Below are 14,128 nucleotides of genomic sequence, written 5' to 3' on the forward strand. Positions count from 1 at the left end.
TAGGTTTGAACGGGGTCAACAGATAACTCAGGCCACCAGCCGTTCGCCGGTGCCTGCATCGAAAAGGTGTGCGCGCTGCAGGTCGGGCTGCAGATGGATCGTGGTGCCGGGCACGAAGTCGTGGCGCTCGCGGAACACGGCCGACAGCTCGGCGCCCTCATGCCGGCACGACACGAAGGTGTCCATGCCGGTGGGCTCCAACACCACGACCTTCGCAGGGATGCCGCCCGCGTCGGCCAGCAACAGGTGCTCGGGCCGCGTGCCGTAGACAACAGGTTGGCCATCGGCACCACCAGCCTGCAACGGCGCATCGAGCCGCGTGCCGTCATGCAGTTCGACATGCGCTGCACCGGAATTGCGGCGCAGCGTGCCGGGCAGGAAGTTCATCGACGGCGACCCGATGAAGCCGGCGACGAACTGATTCGCTGGCCGGTCATACAGCTCGAGCGGGCTGCCGGTCTGCTCGATGCGGCCATCGCGCATCACCACGATCTTGTCGCCCATCGTCATCGCTTCGATCTGGTCGTGCGTGACATAGATCGACGTCGTCTTCAGGCGCTGATGCAGCTCCTTGATCTCGCTGCGCATCGCGACACGCAGCTTGGCGTCGAGGTTGGATAGAGGTTCGTCGAACAGGAAAACCTGCGGGTCGCGCACGATGGCACGACCCATCGCCACGCGTTGCCGCTGACCACCAGACAGTTGTCGCGGATAGCGATCGAGCAACGGGATCAGCGCCAGAATTTCGGCCGCGCGCTTGACCTTCGACTCGATGATCGACTTGTCGGCCTTGGCCAGCGCGAGCGAGAACGCCATGTTGTCGCGCACCGTCATGTGCGGATACAGCGCGTAGTTCTGGAACACCATCGCGATGTCGCGCTCCTTTGGTGGCAAGTCGTTGACGCGCTTTTCGCCGATGCGAATTTCGCCGCCGTTGATTTGCTCCAACCCCGCGATCATGCGCAGCAACGTCGACTTGCCGCAGCCCGAAGGGCCGACCAGCACGGTAAAGGAACCGTCCTTGATGTCGATGTCGACGCCGTGCAGGATCGGGACATCACCGAAGTTCTTCTTGACACCCTGGATCGTGACGCTGGCCATGCAGATGGAATCCTCAAAAATTCTCGAACAGACTTAAAGAATGCGGAGACTCCGCATTACAGCCAGCGGAGTATCGACATTGCAGCCATCTATCGCTATCAGGGCAAACCGGTAGGAGAAAACCCCCGAAAATTTGTATGATGACCTGATAACCGTGCTTCATTCCGCTGCTGCCGCACAGGCATCTCCCTCTTCAAAGCCCTTCCATCTGGTGGCCGACCGGCTGTCGGACAGGCTCGCGCTGCGCCTGATTTCGCAGATCGAGTCGGGCGCGTGGCAGCCCGGTGACCGCCTACCGACCGAGCAGCAACTGGCCGAGTCGCACGGCGTCTCGCGCACCGTCGTACGAGAGGCAGTGCACCAGCTCAAGTCAAAGGCGCTGGTCATTTCGCGGCAGGGCTCGGGCGTGTACGTGGCGCAAACGCCGGTCAACCGGCCGCTGGTGTTCGACCCGGCGGTGCTCGAGTCGGTTCAGGCTGTCGTGCATGTGGTCGAGGTCCGTCGCGTGCTCGAAGGCGAGATCGCTGCACTGGCCGCCGAACGCGCCACGCGCCCCCAGATCGCGGCCTTGCGTCGTGCACTCAAGGCGATCGACACGGCGGTCGCGGCCGGCCACGACGGCGTTGCCGAAGACCTCGCGTTCCATCGGGTCATCGGCGAATCGACCGGCAATCCGCAGTTCCGCCTGCTGCTCGGCTTTCTGGAGCAGTACCTGCGCGAAGGCATGCGCATTACGCGCGGCAACGAGGCACGGCGCATCGACTTCATGCAGGCGGTGCAGCACGAGCATCGGGCACTGGTCGAGGCCATCGCCAGTCGCGACGCCACCGCCGCGCGGCACTACGCGACGCAACACATCATCCGCGGCGAAGAGCGGCTGGTCGAAGGCGGCGTCATCACCGGACAGCGCCGCCGTGCCGCGGCGCGTGTCTCGACACGGCAGACCCCAGTACTTCAAATCAAGACGAGACGAACCATCCAAAAGGAGACCCCATGAAATTGCTGATCACCGGAGGCGGCGGCTTCCTCGGCGCGCGACTTGCGCGCACCCTGCTGCGACGCGGCACCTTGGCCGGACAGAGTATCGACAAGCTCGTGCTGACCGACATCGCACCGCCGCCAGCCGACCTGCTTGCCGATCCTCGGGTCGAGGCGCGCACCGGCCCGCTGCTGACGCAAACCGATGCGCTGCGTACCGAGCCCTTCGACGGCGTGTTTCATCTGGCCTCGGCCGTGTCCGGCGAATGCGAGGCCGATTTCGACCTCGGCCTGCGCTCCAACCTCGACAGCACGCGCGCCTTGCTCGATGCCTTGCGCGCCAATGTGAACGACGGCGGCAAGATGGCGCGCGTGGTGTTCTCCAGTTCGGTCGCGGTGTTCGGACCCGACCCGGCGATCACCTTTCCCAAGGTGGTCGCCGACGACACGCTGCCAGCGCCGCAAACGTCCTACGGCGTGCAAAAGCTGATCTGCGAGCACCTCATCGCCGACTACACGCGCAAGGGCTACATCGACGGCCGCGCGGCGCGCCTGATGACGGTTACGGTACGCCCTGGCAAGCCGAACGGGGCGGCATCGTCTTTCTTCAGCGGCATCATTCGCGAGCCGCTGGCGGGCGTCGAGTCGATCTGTCCGGTGTCGCCCGACGTGTCGCATCCGATGTCGTCGCCGTCGCGCACGGTCGACGGGCTGATCGCCGTGTACGAAGCCTCGCGCGAAGCTTTCTGCGGCCGGCTCGCACTCAATTTGCCCGCGCTCAACGTGCGCGTGAGCGACATGCTCGAAGCGCTCGAACAGGTGGCCGGCAAGTCGGTGCGCGCGCTGGTGCGCTTCGAGCGCGACGAGCGCGTTGCCGGCATCGTGGCCAACTGGCCGAGCGGCGCAACCGCTGCGCGCGCTGCCGGCCTCGGCTTGCTGCCGCACGAAAGTTTTGCCGAAATGATTCAGCAGTACATCGATGACTGCTCCGCCTTGCCGACCGCACAAGAAACCCTCAAGGGGATGAAACGATGACGAAAGCCTCTACGCCCAAAAGCGACCCAAAGAGCAACCCCAAGAGCACGCCCAAGAAGCCGCGCACCAGCCCGCAGCGCCTGCGCTCGCAGTCGTGGTTCGACAACCCCGACAACGCCGACATGACGGCGCTCTACATCGAGCGCACGATGAACTTCGGCCTGAGCTTCGACGAGTTGCAGTCGGGCCGGCCGATCATCGGCATCGCCCAGACCGGCTCTGACATCGCGCCGTGCAACCGCCACCACATCGTGCTGGCCGAGCGCGTGCGCGAAGGCATCCGCGACGCGGGCGGCATCGCGTTCGAGTTTCCGATCCATCCGATCCAGGAGACCTGCAAGCGCCCGACCGCATCGCTCGACCGCAACCTGCAATACCTCTCGCTCATCGAGGTGCTCTACGGCTACCCTATCGATGGTTGCGTACTTACCACCGGCTGCGACAAGACGACACCGGCGCAGCTGATGGCTGCCGCCACAGTCGACATTCCGGCTATCGCACTCAATTCCGGCCCGATGCTGAACGGCTGGTACAAGGGCGAGCGCACCGGCTCCGGCACCATCGTCTGGAAAGCGCGGGAGCTGATGGCCGCCGGTGAGATCGGCTACCAGGAGTTCCTGAAGCTCGTCGCGTCGTCGGCCCCATCGACTGGTCACTGCAACACGATGGGCACGGCATCGACGATGAACTCGCTGGCCGAGGCACTGGGCATGACCTTGCCCGGCAGCGCGGCGATTCCGGCGCCCTACCGCGACCGGCAGGAGATGGCCTACCTGACCGGCAAGCGCATCGTCGAAATGGTGCGCGAGGACCTGAAGCCATCGGACATCCTGACGCGCGAAGCCTTCGAAAACGCCATCGTCGTCAACTCGGCCATCGGCGGATCGACCAACGCGCCGATTCACCTCAACGCCATCGCCAAGCACATCGGCGTGAAGCTGGACAACGACGACTGGGAAAAGATCGGCTACAAGGTGCCGCTGCTGGTCAACCTGCAGCCAGCCGGCGAATACCTGGGCGAAGACTATTACCGCGCTGGCGGCGTGCCTGCCGTGGTGGCCGAGCTCATCGCCAAGGGCAAGATCAAGCCCGCGATGACGGCCAACGGCAAGACCCTCGTCGAGAACTGCGAAGGCCGTTTCACCGACGACCGCGACGTGATCTTCCCGTATGCCAAGCCCATGAAAAAGGACGCTGGTTTCCTGCATTTCAGGGGCAACCTGTTCGACTCGGCCATCATGAAGACCAGCGTGATCACACCGGAATTCCGCACGCGCTACCTTGAAAACGCCGCTGACCCGATGGCGTTCGAAGGGCTGGCTGCGGTGTTCGATGGCCCGGAGGACTACCACCACCGCATCGACGATCCGAAGATGAAGCTGAACGAGCACACCGTGTTGTTCATGCGCGGTGTCGGCCCGGTCGGCTACCCCGGCGCGGCCGAGGTCGTCAACATGCGCGCACCCGACTACCTGCTGAAGAAGGGCGTGACCGCGCTGGCCTGTATCGGCGATGGCCGGCAGTCGGGCACGTCCGGTTCACCGTCGATCCTCAACGCCTCGCCCGAAGCTGCGACCGGAGGCAACCTGGCATTGCTGAAGACCGGCGACCGCGTGCGCATCGACCTCAAAAAGCGCACCGCGAACATGCTGGTGAGCGACGAAGAAATCGCCAGGCGCCGCGCCGCGCTCGAAGCGGCCGGCGGCTACAAGTACCCGGCGAGCCAGACGCCTTGGCAGGAGATCCAACGCAACATCGTCGGCGAGCTGTCCGAAGGCATGGTGCTGAAGCCGGCCGTGAAGTACCAGAAGATCCATGCGACCTTCGGAGTGCCGCGCGATAACCATTGATCGGCGAAGGCACGGTGCCGACGGCCTAAGGCCCCGGTTTCCCTACACCTTTTCCGTCGCCTTTCCCCGTGTTTGCCCCGTGTAGACTGCGTGGTTTTTCGCTCTGGACGGTATGGTGCAAGTGCCCCGGCGTGCAGGCTTCAGCGGGTCGACACTCGTTCGCCTCCTCGCCCGACTGACGGACATCGACGTCGCCGACTCCAAACGGTCTTTCGCAGACCGATTGAGTCAGTGGCTCGGCTGGACCGACGCGATCACGCTCTCTTCGGTGTTGAACGGCGAGGTGTCGAATGCACCGTTGCGCCTGCGCAATCCCCTCGCGGCATCGAGCACCGAAGAAGCCGAATGCGTACGCGTGCGGGCCGTGCTGGTCACCGCGATCAACGGAGACCTCGCGCCTTCCCGCAACGCGGCAATGGGCACGACCACCGACTTCGCGCCTTATCGCAGGCGCTACATTGCCCGACAACAGGCTATGGAGACGAATATCGCCGGCCTGCGCAGGCGTGTGCGCGTGGCGTTGGCGAGCAAATCACCGGCCATGGTGCAGCTCGCCGCGCTGGATGCGGTGATGGAGCGGGCGCTGGCCGTGCACGAGCAACGTTTGCTGGCGACGGTGCCGGGCTTGCTCGAGAAGTATTTCAAGCGCCTGGCGCATGGCGAGCCTGAAGCGTGGCGAGACGCATTCGTCAAGGACATGCAAAGCGTGTTGCTCGCCGAGCTGGAGATTCGATTGCAACCAGTCGAAGGGCTGCTCGAAGCCCTTCGAGAGACATAACGGGATGCCATGAGCAGATCACTTCACTTCACAGCGTTTTTCCTCGGCTTGGCAGCCATCTGCTGGGTCGGCATCGGCTACATCGGCGTGAGCCCGCTGGCGCTGGTGATGACGCTGATCATCGGCGGGTTTTATGTGATGGGCGGGCTGGAGCTGTACCGCTTCGATCAGGCGACGTCCACGCTGGCACGCGCGGTGACGGGCACATCCGAAGCGCCGGCTGGCCTTGCCGCATGGCTCGGCCAGCTTCCCGCTTCGTTGCAGAACTCGGTGCGTCTGCGCATCGAAGGCGAGCGCGTTGGCCTGCCTGGCCCGACGCTGACGCCGTACCTCGCAGGCCTGCTGGTGCTGCTCGGCATGCTCGGTACTTTCCTGGGCATGGTCGTCACGCTGAACGGCACCGGCACCGCGCTCGAAAGCGCATCGGACCTGCTGTCGATCCGCTCGTCGCTGGCTGCGCCGGTCAAGGGACTGGGCCTGGCTTTCGGAACATCGCTCGCGGGTGTCGCGGCATCGGCCATGCTGGGCCTGGTTTCCGCTCTGTGCCGACGCGACCGGCTGCAGGTTGCGCAGTTGCTCGACACCAAGATCGCGACGACCTTGCGTGTCTTTTCGAGTGCGCACCGGCGCGAAGAATCGTTCAAGCTGCTTCAACGCCAGGCCGAGGTCATGCCTGAACTGGCCGACCGTCTGCAATCCATGATGGCCGCGATGGAAAAGCAGAGTCAGGCGCTGAACGAGAAGCTCGTCGCTGGGCAAGACAGTTTTCATGGGCAGGCCGAGTCCGCTTACGCGAGCTTGGCGTCGGCCGTCGGCGAATCGCTGAAAGAAAGCCTGACCGAAAGCGCCCGCATCGCCGGCGCGACGATTCAACCTGTGGTCGAGGCCACGATGGCCAGCATCGCCAAAGAGACGGCCGCTCTGCACACCCACGTCGCGCAGGCAGCGCAGCAGCAACTCGATGGGCTGTCGACCCGCTTCGAGGCCAGCACCGCAAGCCTGGGAGCGCATTGGAGCGCTGCGCTCGCTGAGCATCGCCGTACCAGCGAATCGTTGGCCGAAGACCTGGGCACCTCGCTCGATCGGTTCGCAGAAACCTTCGAGCAACGCGCGACATCGCTCGTGCATTCATTGGGCGAAGCGCATGGAGATTTGCAGAACAAGATCGCATCGCAAGACCAGCAACGTCTGGCGTCGTGGACCGAAGCACTGGGCTCGATCGCCGGGTCGCTGCAGCACGAATGGCAGCAGACCGGCACGCAGGCCGCCAGCTTGCAGCAAGAGATCGTGAAGACGCTGGAGCGCACCGCGAGCGACCTATCGGCCCAGACCGAGGCACACGCGAAGAACACCATCGCCGAGGTCGCACAGCTGGTACAGACGGCTTCGGAAGCGCCCCGTGCGGCGGCCGAGGTCATTGCCGAACTCAGGCAGAAGCTGTCGGACAGCATGGTCGGCGACAACGCGCTGCTCGAAGAGCGCGCCCGCATCCTCGGCACACTCTCGACCGTGCTCGACAGCGTCAACCACGCCTCCACCGAACAGCGCGCGGCCATCGATGCGCTGGTTGCGACATCGGCGGATTTGCTGGCACGCGCCGGCACGCAGTTCACCGCCAAGGTCGACGCCGAATCCGAAAAGATGGCGGGCGTCAGCGCGCAACTCACCGGCAGCGCGGTCGAAGTGGCGAGCCTGGGCGAAGCCTTCGGTCACGCTGTGCAGCTCTTCAGCCAGTCGAACGACAAGCTGGGTGCCCAACTGCAACGCATCGAAGGCGCGCTCGGCAAATCGATGGTGCGCAGCGATGAACAACTTGCCTACTACGTGGCGCAGGCCAGGGAGGTCATCGACCTCAGCATGCTGTCGCAAAGGCAGATCGTCGAAGACCTGCAGCGGCTCGCAGATCAGCGCTCGCTCGTGGGCAGCGAAGCGTGATGAACGAACTTTCCGAAGACAGCGACGGCGGGCTCGAATCGAGCGTGCCGATCTGGGCTGTCTTCGGCGACCTGATGTCGGGACTGCTCGGCGCCTTCGTGCTCATCCTGGTGTGCGTGCTCGGCATGCAACTGGAACTCGCGACCAAGCTCGAAGCCGAGGTCAAGCAGCGGCAAGCCGAGTCACAGCGCCGCGAGACCTTGGAAAAGGCGCTGGCCGGGCCCTTGGCTGCGGGCCGCGTGACGCTCAACAACGGGCGCATCGGCATCAGCGGCAGTGTGCTGTTCGCGCTCAACTCGGCTGAGCTGCAACCCGAGGGCCGGCAACTGTTGAAGAGCCTGACCACACCGCTGGCGGCCTACCTGCAGTCACGCGACGAGATCCTGATGGTGAGCGGCTTCACCGACGACCGGCAGGTGCGCGGCGGCAATCGACAGTTCGCGGACAACTGGGAGCTGTCGGCGCAACGGGCATTGACGGTGACGCGGACGCTGATCGAAGAAGGTCTTCCGGCAGCGTCGGTCTTTGCCGCGGCTTTCGGCGCCGAGCAGGCCGTGGCATCGAACGCCGATGCGGATGGACGCTCAAAAAATCGGCGCGTCGAGATGGCGCCGACGCCGCGGCCTTCTGGTGCCAACAATGCAGCCACTGGCACTGCAAAGGTCCGTGAGTAAGGGCGTCGTCGCGAGCGATGCCGGCGTGGACCACGGCGCCACGCTCAACGCGTTGCGCGCCCGTGGCGATCACCGTATTGACCCCGTGCGCTTCGGCTTCATAGAGGTACTTGCGCGGCGAGCTTTGCTGCAGCAAGGGGCAGCGCGCCGCATCCTCGACGACAGGCTGGCGCAACTGTTGTCTGCTTACTGCGAGGACGTCGAAAGAGCGAGACTTGCCAGAGATGCGGAGCAGGCAAAAAGCGATGTTGCAGGCGAACTGCCCGGCCTGCCGGGAGCCCCGGGTACAGGTTCCGCGGTTCGCAGCGCGCTTGCAGAACTAGCCGGTCAACTCGCACCGAGGGCGAACGGTGACGATGGCGCCATCGAGGGCTCGATGACGCGCGCGCTCAAGTACTTCAGAAGCACATGGTCGAAGCTCAGCGCCGAGCGCCATTTGTCCCAATCTCACGCGACGGTGCCGGACAATCCAGGTCCCCTCAACTCGCACCATCTGGTGCACCAGGCACTCAAGTCGATGCGCGATCTTTCGCCGGGCTACCTCAGCCACTTCATGTCGCATGTCGACGCGTTGTTGTGGCTCGACGATGCGAATGCCGTTGCTGCGGTGTCGAGTGCGAGTGCGAGTGCGCAGCGCGACGCGGTTCAGAAGAAGCCTGCGCGCAAAAGCTCTCGCGAATCCAAAGGCAGCATCTAAAGATTAGCGGGAACAGTCTCCGCGTAGTTTCCGCTCCATGCGGACTGACCGGCTCCGCTAGCCGCGCTGGCTCTTTGCATCGCGGCATTGCCGGCAGCGATGGCGGCCTTCTTGCTGGGCAACGGGCCCATGGCAAAGTCGACGACAAAGGGAGTCTCTTTGGCCGGTGCGCGCCGCACCAGCGTCCAGAAAAAATGTCCGGGAATCGTCTCTTCAACAATCAGATCGAGCGTCTTGCTCATGTTCAAGCTCCAGTTGGTTTGAAGCCATTGGGCACGGCGGACGACATTCGCGGGGAGTGCAAAGTTCACATCTGCGGGAAGTGCGGTGCAAAGCCGCCTCGGTCCTACGGCCGGGTACGCCTGGCCCTACAACGAAGAGCGTTGCGAAAGAAGGTGCCATCACCGCGCACGCCGCAAAGCGTGGTCGACCTGATCAACCGCAGGGTCGACGAACTGCTCGCCACGCCCGAAATGAAGGCTGTTCTGCAGGGGCAAGGCGCCGAGCCGATGCCGATGTCGTCGCAGCAAATTTCGAAGATGGTGAATGAGGACTACGTTAAGTGGAAGGGCATCGTCGAAGCATCTGGCGCGACGATCGAGTAGACGCACCGTAGGCCACCTCAACCTGCAGCCGGTCCAGCCCTGCTGGGCCGCGCTCTGCTGCTCGGCCTCAGCGGTAGGTCGCCAGAAGGATGCTCGTCTCGGTGTTGCGGATCCCCTTGATCAGCCGCACCCGTTCCAGCACATTCGACAGCTCGGCCATGCTCTCGGCGCGCAACTCGGCCAGCAGATCCCAGCGCCCGTTGGTGTCGTGCAGCGCCTCGACGGCGGGCTCTCCGAGCAGCGCGGCGATGACGGCGCGGGTCTGGTTACCTTCGACCACCACGCTCATCCAGGCCTTGATGGTGGCGGGCTCGGCGTCGGGCCTGAGGCGCACTGAATAGCCGACGATCACTTGCTCGTCTTCGAGCTTGCGCAAGCGGTTAGCAATGGTGCCGCGCGAGACGCCAAGCTTCGCAGCCAGCGCCGCGGCAGTCATGCGCGCATCCTTGCGCAACAGTGAAATCAGTTTGCGATCGGTGTCGTCCATGGCCATGGGCGAAGTATCGCCCGGCGGCGTGAACCGGCTGCCGGCTCACGCACTGCGCGCCTTCCGCACCGGCAGCGTTCAGTCGCCGCGCTCAATCGCCGTGCAGCGCCTTCGCCAGCGCCACGTCGGTCTCACGCGGCAGAGTGACCGCGTTCTTGACCGCGAGGATTTCGCCCATGACGCTTACCGCAATCTCCGGCGGCGTCTTGCTGCCGATGTAGATGCCGATCGGGCCGCGCAGGCGCGCCAGCGATTCGGCCGTCTGCTCGAAGTGCTCGATCATGCGGCTGCGCCGCGCCTCGGCGTTGCGGCGCGAGCCGATGGCCCCGACGTAGAAAGCATCGCTTTCCAGTGCTTCGAGCAAAGCCAGATCATCGAGCTTGGGGTCGTGCGTGAGCGCGACCACACAGCTGCGACGGTCGGGCTTGAAGGCGGTCACCGCGTCGTCGGGCATCTCGGTCGTGATGGCGACGCCAGGCACCGACCACGACGACCGGTATTCGATCCGCGGATCGCACAGCGTGACTGCGAAGCCGCTGAATTTCGCCATGGTGGCGAGGTATTCGGCCAGCTGGCCGGCGCCGATCAACAGCATCCGGTACTCGGGGCCGAAGGTATTGACCAGCGTCTTGTCGTCGACCATGAGTGCGTCGGGCGACGTGGCTTCGGCCAGCCGCACAGCGCCGTCTGCGAGCGACACGGTGCGCTGCATCAGCTTGCCCGATTCGAGCGCAGCGACGAGCGTTTCCAGCGATGCAACATCGGGGTCGTACTCGAGCAGAAGCTCGAGCGTGCCGCCGCACGGCAAGCCGAAGCGATGCGCCTCGTCGGCCGTGATGCCGTATTTGACGAGCGAGGGCGCGCCGCTGGGGATCTCTTGGGCCGCGCCATGCGATCGGCTGTAGCGCGCGATCAGGTCGTCTTCGATGCAGCCGCCCGAGACCGATCCGACCACCGCACCGTCGTCCGCCAGCGCCATGATCGAGCCGACCGGCCGGGGCGACGAGCCCCAGGTGCGCACGACGGTCGTGAGCAGCGCGCGTTTGCCGGCGCGGCGCCAGTCGAGTAGCGTGCGCAGCACCATGACGTCGAGGTTTTCCATCCGGGACCCGTGTGGACGCGTGATCAGGGCGCGCTGTCGGGCGCGCCTTCCTGGGCAACCTTCGGAGCATCGTCGGCAGCAGCCGCGGCGTCCTTGTCGGCCTTCTTTCCGAGCCCGATCTTCTTCATGAAACCGGCCATCGCGCCCGTCTTTTCGGCGGACGGGGTGGCGCCGCCGTCTTCGGTCTGTGCGGCGGGCGGCGGCCCGTAGCGGCTCTGCATCTCGGCTTCGAAACGCTTGAAGAAATCGTCGGCCGTGGATTTGGCCGCGCCGTCGATGAGGCGCTGACCGAGCTGCGCGATCTTGCCGCCGACCGTGGCTTGTACGGTGTACGCCAGTTCACAGCCGGGCTGCGCTTCGACGACCCCGGCACCCTCGGTGTCTGCCCCGTCGGTGCTGGGCAAAGGCCGAAGCGTGACACTCGACGCGCCCTTGGCAAAGCCGGCCACGCCGCCCTGCCCCTCGAAGGTCAGCTTGTAGCCGTCCGGTGCAACGATGTCCGACAGCATGACCTTGCCCTGAAACTTGGCCGAAACCGGGCCAATCTTGAGGGCCAATGCCACGCTGTAGGTGTTGTAGCCGGTCAGCTCGAACTTGTCGCAGCCGGGGATGCACTTCTTCAGCGTCTCCGGGTCGTTGAGCGCTTCCCAGGCCTGTTGCTGCGTGATGCCGAGGTGTCGGTTGCCGAGCATTTCCATGTGATTCCCTTTCGTTGTTCGCAGTCGGGCGCTAACGGCCCGAACGCATCAGTGTGGCGAGACTGGCGGCCAGTTCCTCCAGTGCGCCGAGATTGTGGACTGCCAGCATCGCATCCGCATGGCGGTGCAGCACCGTGGCCCCGCGCGCCAGCGGAGCGTACCCGTCGAAGCGCAGCAAGGGGTTGAGCCACAGGAGGCGCCGTGAGTGTCGCCTGAGCCAGAGCAATTCGTCTTCGAGCACATGAGGTTCGCCGGTGTCGAGCCCGTCGCTGATGACCAGCACCAGCGTGCGGCGGCCCGTCAGCCGGCGCGCATGCAGCCGGCGCAGGGTGGCGAAGGAATCGCCGAGCCGCGTGCCGCCCGCGAAGTCGTCGATCGCCAGGCTCGCAGCGCCCAGCATCTCGTCGGTATCGGCCAGCCGAAAGGCGGGCGTGAGATCGGTCAGGTGCGTGCCGAAGGCGAAGACGTCGCGCCGGCCGGCACGTCGCGTCGACGCATGCAAAAAGGCGAGCAACAGACGCGCATAGCGCTCCATCGAGCCCGACACGTCGACCAGCACGAGCAACGGCAGCGGCTGTTCGCGGCGTGCCATGCGCGGAAGCCGCAGCATTTCGCCGCCTGTGCGCGCAGCCTCCTGAAGCACGCCGGGCCAGTGCATGCGTGCGTGCTGGGCAGCACCGCTTGCCACGCGCAGCCGCCGCGAACGTACCGTAGGCACAGGAAGAGAGATGTCGCGCGCAAGCCGCTCGACCAGTCGGTATTCGGAAGCGCCGAGCGCATTGAAGTCGGCGTGCTTGAGCAGGTCGCGGTCGCTGGCGGTCATGGCCGCGTCGAAGTCGACTTCGCGTTCGGTTTGCGCGGCCTTGCTGGGTTCGCGCGGCGCCGTCAGCGCCTCGCGAACGCGAGGGCGCCGCTTCGAAGGTTCGGCTTTGCCCTCGGCGCTCGGCAACATCTGCGCCAGCAGCTTGTTGGCCAGCTCAGGATCGCGAAACCAGGCATCGAACAGCTCGCGAAACACCATGCGGTCTTGCTCGCGACTGACCATGACAGCTTCCATGGCAGCACACACATCGGCCCGCTCGTCGACGCCGACCAGCCCGACCGCTTCAGTCGCCAGGCCGATGCGCATGGCGTCGGTTCGCACGCCAGCGCGGCGCAAGGCACGCCCGAAAGCGACAATGTTGCCGGCGAGCTTGCCGCTGCGCGCATCGCCGAGCTGCGGAATCCGGCGGCTCGTGCTCTCCGTGCCTGCAGTGCCCGCCGTACCCGCACGACCGCCCGGAATCATGACGCCGGCTCTTTTTCCGGGAGCAGCAGTTCGGTTGCCAGGGTGTGCGTGAGGGCCGCCACGTCATCGCGTTGCTTGAACAGGATCCCGGCGGTGTCGATCACCACTTCCGGGTCGAGTTCGATTGTGTCGAGGGCGATCAGCGCCCGTGCCCACTCCACGCTTTCGGCGATGCCAGGGGCCCGCTGGAAAGCATTGACGAACGGTGCGCTGCGCAGTTTTCCCATGAAGGCTGCGACCTGCGCCGACAGCGCTTGGCCCGCCTCGGGAACCTGGCTGCGCACGATCGCCAGTTCACGGTCGCGATCGGGATAGTCGAGCCAGTGATAGAGGCAGCGCCGCTTGACCGCGTCATTGAGCTCGCGCGTCCGATTGCTGGTGAGCAGGGTGATGGGCGGCACTACGGCCCGGATGGTGCCCAGCTCCGGAATGCTGACCTGGTATTCGCCGAGGTACTCGAGCAGGAAGGCTTCGAACGGTTCGTCCGCGCGGTCGACCTCGTCGATCAGCAGCACCGCGCCGGGCGCGGGCGTTTGCAGTGCCTGCAGCAGCGGACGGCGGATGAGGTAGTGAGGCTGGTACACCTCGGCCTCGACGTCGCGCGCTGCACCGCTGGCCTCAGCCGCGCGCATGTGCAGCAGCTGCGCGGCGTAGTTCCATTCGTAGAGCGCCTCGCGCTGCTCGAGCCCGTCATAGCATTGCAGGCGCAGTAACTGGCGCTGCAGCGCCTTGGACAGCGCCTTGGCAAGTTCGGTCTTGCCGACGCCGGGCTCGCCTTCGAGCAGCAAGGGCCGCTGTAATTTGAGCGCGAGGAACACCGCCGTCGCCAGCCGGCGGTCGGCGTAGTAGCCCGCGAGACGCAGGCCTTCGACGACCGCGTCGATGGTGGGAAACGTCATC

At 65.2% G+C, this 14,128-nt stretch carries 15 protein-coding genes; 8 read left to right on the plus strand and 7 right to left on the minus strand.

Annotated elements, in window-relative coordinates; translation table 11 throughout:
• Positions 1–27 precede the first annotated feature (27 nt).
• Entirely contained in the window at positions 28–1,101 is a 1,074-nt protein-coding gene (locus RCH10_RS17875) for a sn-glycerol-3-phosphate ABC transporter ATP-binding protein UgpC (protein ID WP_323497389.1), read from the minus strand.
• A 154-nt stretch (positions 1,102–1,255) separates the two neighbouring features.
• Between RCH10_RS17875 and RCH10_RS17880 the strand changes: the two genes are divergently transcribed.
• The 7 genes from RCH10_RS17880 (at position 1,256) to RCH10_RS17910 (ending at position 9,048) form a co-directional block, all read left to right on the plus strand.
• Positions 1,256–2,098, plus strand: a complete 843-nt coding sequence (locus tag RCH10_RS17880; protein ID WP_409053424.1) for a FadR/GntR family transcriptional regulator — start codon at positions 1,256–1,258, stop codon at positions 2,096–2,098.
• A complete protein-coding gene (gene denD, locus RCH10_RS17885) occupies positions 2,095–3,114 on the plus strand; it encodes a D-erythronate dehydrogenase (protein WP_409053425.1) in 1,020 nt (339 codons plus the stop codon). The genes RCH10_RS17880 and denD overlap by 4 nt, the downstream gene beginning before the upstream one ends.
• Positions 3,111–4,964 carry an IlvD/Edd family dehydratase gene (locus tag RCH10_RS17890; RefSeq protein WP_409053426.1) on the plus strand — a complete coding sequence of 618 codons (1,854 nt, stop codon included), beginning with the start codon at positions 3,111–3,113 and terminating at the stop codon, positions 4,962–4,964. Before denD ends, RCH10_RS17890 begins: the two co-directional genes overlap by 4 nt.
• Before the next feature lie 112 nt (positions 4,965–5,076).
• Complete coding sequence (locus tag RCH10_RS17895; protein WP_409053427.1) at positions 5,077–5,742, plus strand: DUF3348 domain-containing protein; 666 nt, start codon at positions 5,077–5,079, stop codon at positions 5,740–5,742.
• A 9-nt stretch (positions 5,743–5,751) separates the two neighbouring features.
• On the plus strand, positions 5,752–7,677 hold the full coding sequence (locus RCH10_RS17900; RefSeq protein WP_409053428.1) for a DUF802 domain-containing protein: 1,926 nt from the start codon (positions 5,752–5,754) through the stop codon (positions 7,675–7,677).
• Entirely contained in the window at positions 7,677–8,351 is a 675-nt protein-coding gene (locus RCH10_RS17905; protein WP_409053429.1) for an OmpA family protein, read from the plus strand. The genes RCH10_RS17900 and RCH10_RS17905 overlap by 1 nt, the downstream gene beginning before the upstream one ends.
• Positions 8,344–9,048 carry a DUF2894 domain-containing protein gene (locus RCH10_RS17910; RefSeq protein WP_409053430.1) on the plus strand — a complete coding sequence of 235 codons (705 nt, stop codon included), beginning with the start codon at positions 8,344–8,346 and terminating at the stop codon, positions 9,046–9,048. Before RCH10_RS17905 ends, RCH10_RS17910 begins: the two co-directional genes overlap by 8 nt.
• On the opposite strand, the gene RCH10_RS17915 is transcribed toward RCH10_RS17910, so the two are convergent.
• Positions 9,045–9,290, minus strand: a complete 246-nt coding sequence (locus RCH10_RS17915; RefSeq protein ID WP_323497397.1) for a hypothetical protein — start codon at positions 9,288–9,290, stop codon at positions 9,045–9,047. The genes RCH10_RS17910 and RCH10_RS17915 overlap by 4 nt on opposite strands.
• A 153-nt stretch (positions 9,291–9,443) precedes the next feature.
• Here RCH10_RS17915 and RCH10_RS17920 point away from each other — a divergent pair, with 153 nt between their 5' ends.
• Entirely contained in the window at positions 9,444–9,653 is a 210-nt protein-coding gene (locus RCH10_RS17920; protein ID WP_409053431.1) for a hypothetical protein, read from the plus strand.
• Between the two features lie 67 nt (positions 9,654–9,720).
• On the opposite strand, the gene RCH10_RS17925 is transcribed toward RCH10_RS17920, so the two are convergent.
• The 5 genes from RCH10_RS17925 to RCH10_RS17945 form a co-directional block, all read right to left on the minus strand.
• Positions 9,721–10,140 carry an Lrp/AsnC family transcriptional regulator gene (locus RCH10_RS17925; RefSeq protein ID WP_409053522.1) on the minus strand — a complete coding sequence of 140 codons (420 nt, stop codon included), beginning with the start codon at positions 10,138–10,140 and terminating at the stop codon, positions 9,721–9,723.
• 91 nt (positions 10,141–10,231) lie between these two features.
• Positions 10,232–11,242: an XdhC family protein gene (locus RCH10_RS17930; RefSeq protein ID WP_409053432.1), complete on the minus strand. Its 1,011-nt coding sequence runs from the start codon at positions 11,240–11,242 to the stop codon at positions 10,232–10,234.
• Between the two features lie 23 nt (positions 11,243–11,265).
• Positions 11,266–11,940 (minus strand): CoxG family protein, encoded by a 675-nt coding sequence (locus RCH10_RS17935; protein WP_409053433.1) that lies wholly within the window; start codon positions 11,938–11,940, stop codon positions 11,266–11,268.
• A 31-nt stretch (positions 11,941–11,971) separates the two neighbouring features.
• Complete coding sequence (locus tag RCH10_RS17940) at positions 11,972–13,228, minus strand: vWA domain-containing protein (RefSeq protein WP_409053434.1); 1,257 nt, start codon at positions 13,226–13,228, stop codon at positions 11,972–11,974.
• Positions 13,225–14,127: an AAA family ATPase gene (locus tag RCH10_RS17945; protein WP_409053435.1), complete on the minus strand. Its 903-nt coding sequence runs from the start codon at positions 14,125–14,127 to the stop codon at positions 13,225–13,227. The genes RCH10_RS17940 and RCH10_RS17945 overlap by 4 nt, the downstream gene beginning before the upstream one ends.
• Position 14,128: the final 1 nt, after the last annotated feature.

The organism is Variovorax sp. GrIS 2.14, assembly GCF_046115955.1.
Taxonomy (GTDB): Bacteria; Pseudomonadota; Gammaproteobacteria; order Burkholderiales; family Burkholderiaceae_C; genus Variovorax.

Excerpts from the sequence above, each read along its gene's own strand:
- RCH10_RS17875 (WP_323497389.1), bottom strand. The coding sequence starts at position 1,101 with ATGGCCAGCGTCACGATCCAGGGTGTCAAGAAGAACTTCGGTGATGTC.
- denD (WP_409053425.1), top strand. The coding sequence starts at position 2,095 with ATGAAATTGCTGATCACCGGAGGCGGCGGCTTCCTCGGCGCGCGACTT.
- RCH10_RS17890 (WP_409053426.1), top strand. The coding sequence starts at position 3,111 with ATGACGAAAGCCTCTACGCCCAAAAGCGACCCAAAGAGCAACCCCAAG.
- RCH10_RS17895 (WP_409053427.1), top strand. The coding sequence starts at position 5,077 with ATGGTGCAAGTGCCCCGGCGTGCAGGCTTCAGCGGGTCGACACTCGTT.
- RCH10_RS17900 (WP_409053428.1), top strand. The coding sequence starts at position 5,752 with ATGAGCAGATCACTTCACTTCACAGCGTTTTTCCTCGGCTTGGCAGCC.
- RCH10_RS17905 (WP_409053429.1), top strand. The coding sequence starts at position 7,677 with ATGAACGAACTTTCCGAAGACAGCGACGGCGGGCTCGAATCGAGCGTG.
- RCH10_RS17915 (WP_323497397.1), bottom strand. The coding sequence starts at position 9,290 with ATGAGCAAGACGCTCGATCTGATTGTTGAAGAGACGATTCCCGGACAT.
- RCH10_RS17925 (WP_409053522.1), bottom strand. The coding sequence starts at position 10,140 with ATGGACGACACCGATCGCAAACTGATTTCACTGTTGCGCAAGGATGCG.
- RCH10_RS17930 (WP_409053432.1), bottom strand. The coding sequence starts at position 11,242 with ATGGAAAACCTCGACGTCATGGTGCTGCGCACGCTACTCGACTGGCGC.
- RCH10_RS17935 (WP_409053433.1), bottom strand. The coding sequence starts at position 11,940 with ATGGAAATGCTCGGCAACCGACACCTCGGCATCACGCAGCAACAGGCC.
- RCH10_RS17940 (WP_409053434.1), bottom strand. The coding sequence starts at position 13,228 with ATGATTCCGGGCGGTCGTGCGGGTACGGCGGGCACTGCAGGCACGGAG.
- RCH10_RS17945 (WP_409053435.1), bottom strand. The coding sequence starts at position 14,127 with ATGACGTTTCCCACCATCGACGCGGTCGTCGAAGGCCTGCGTCTCGCG.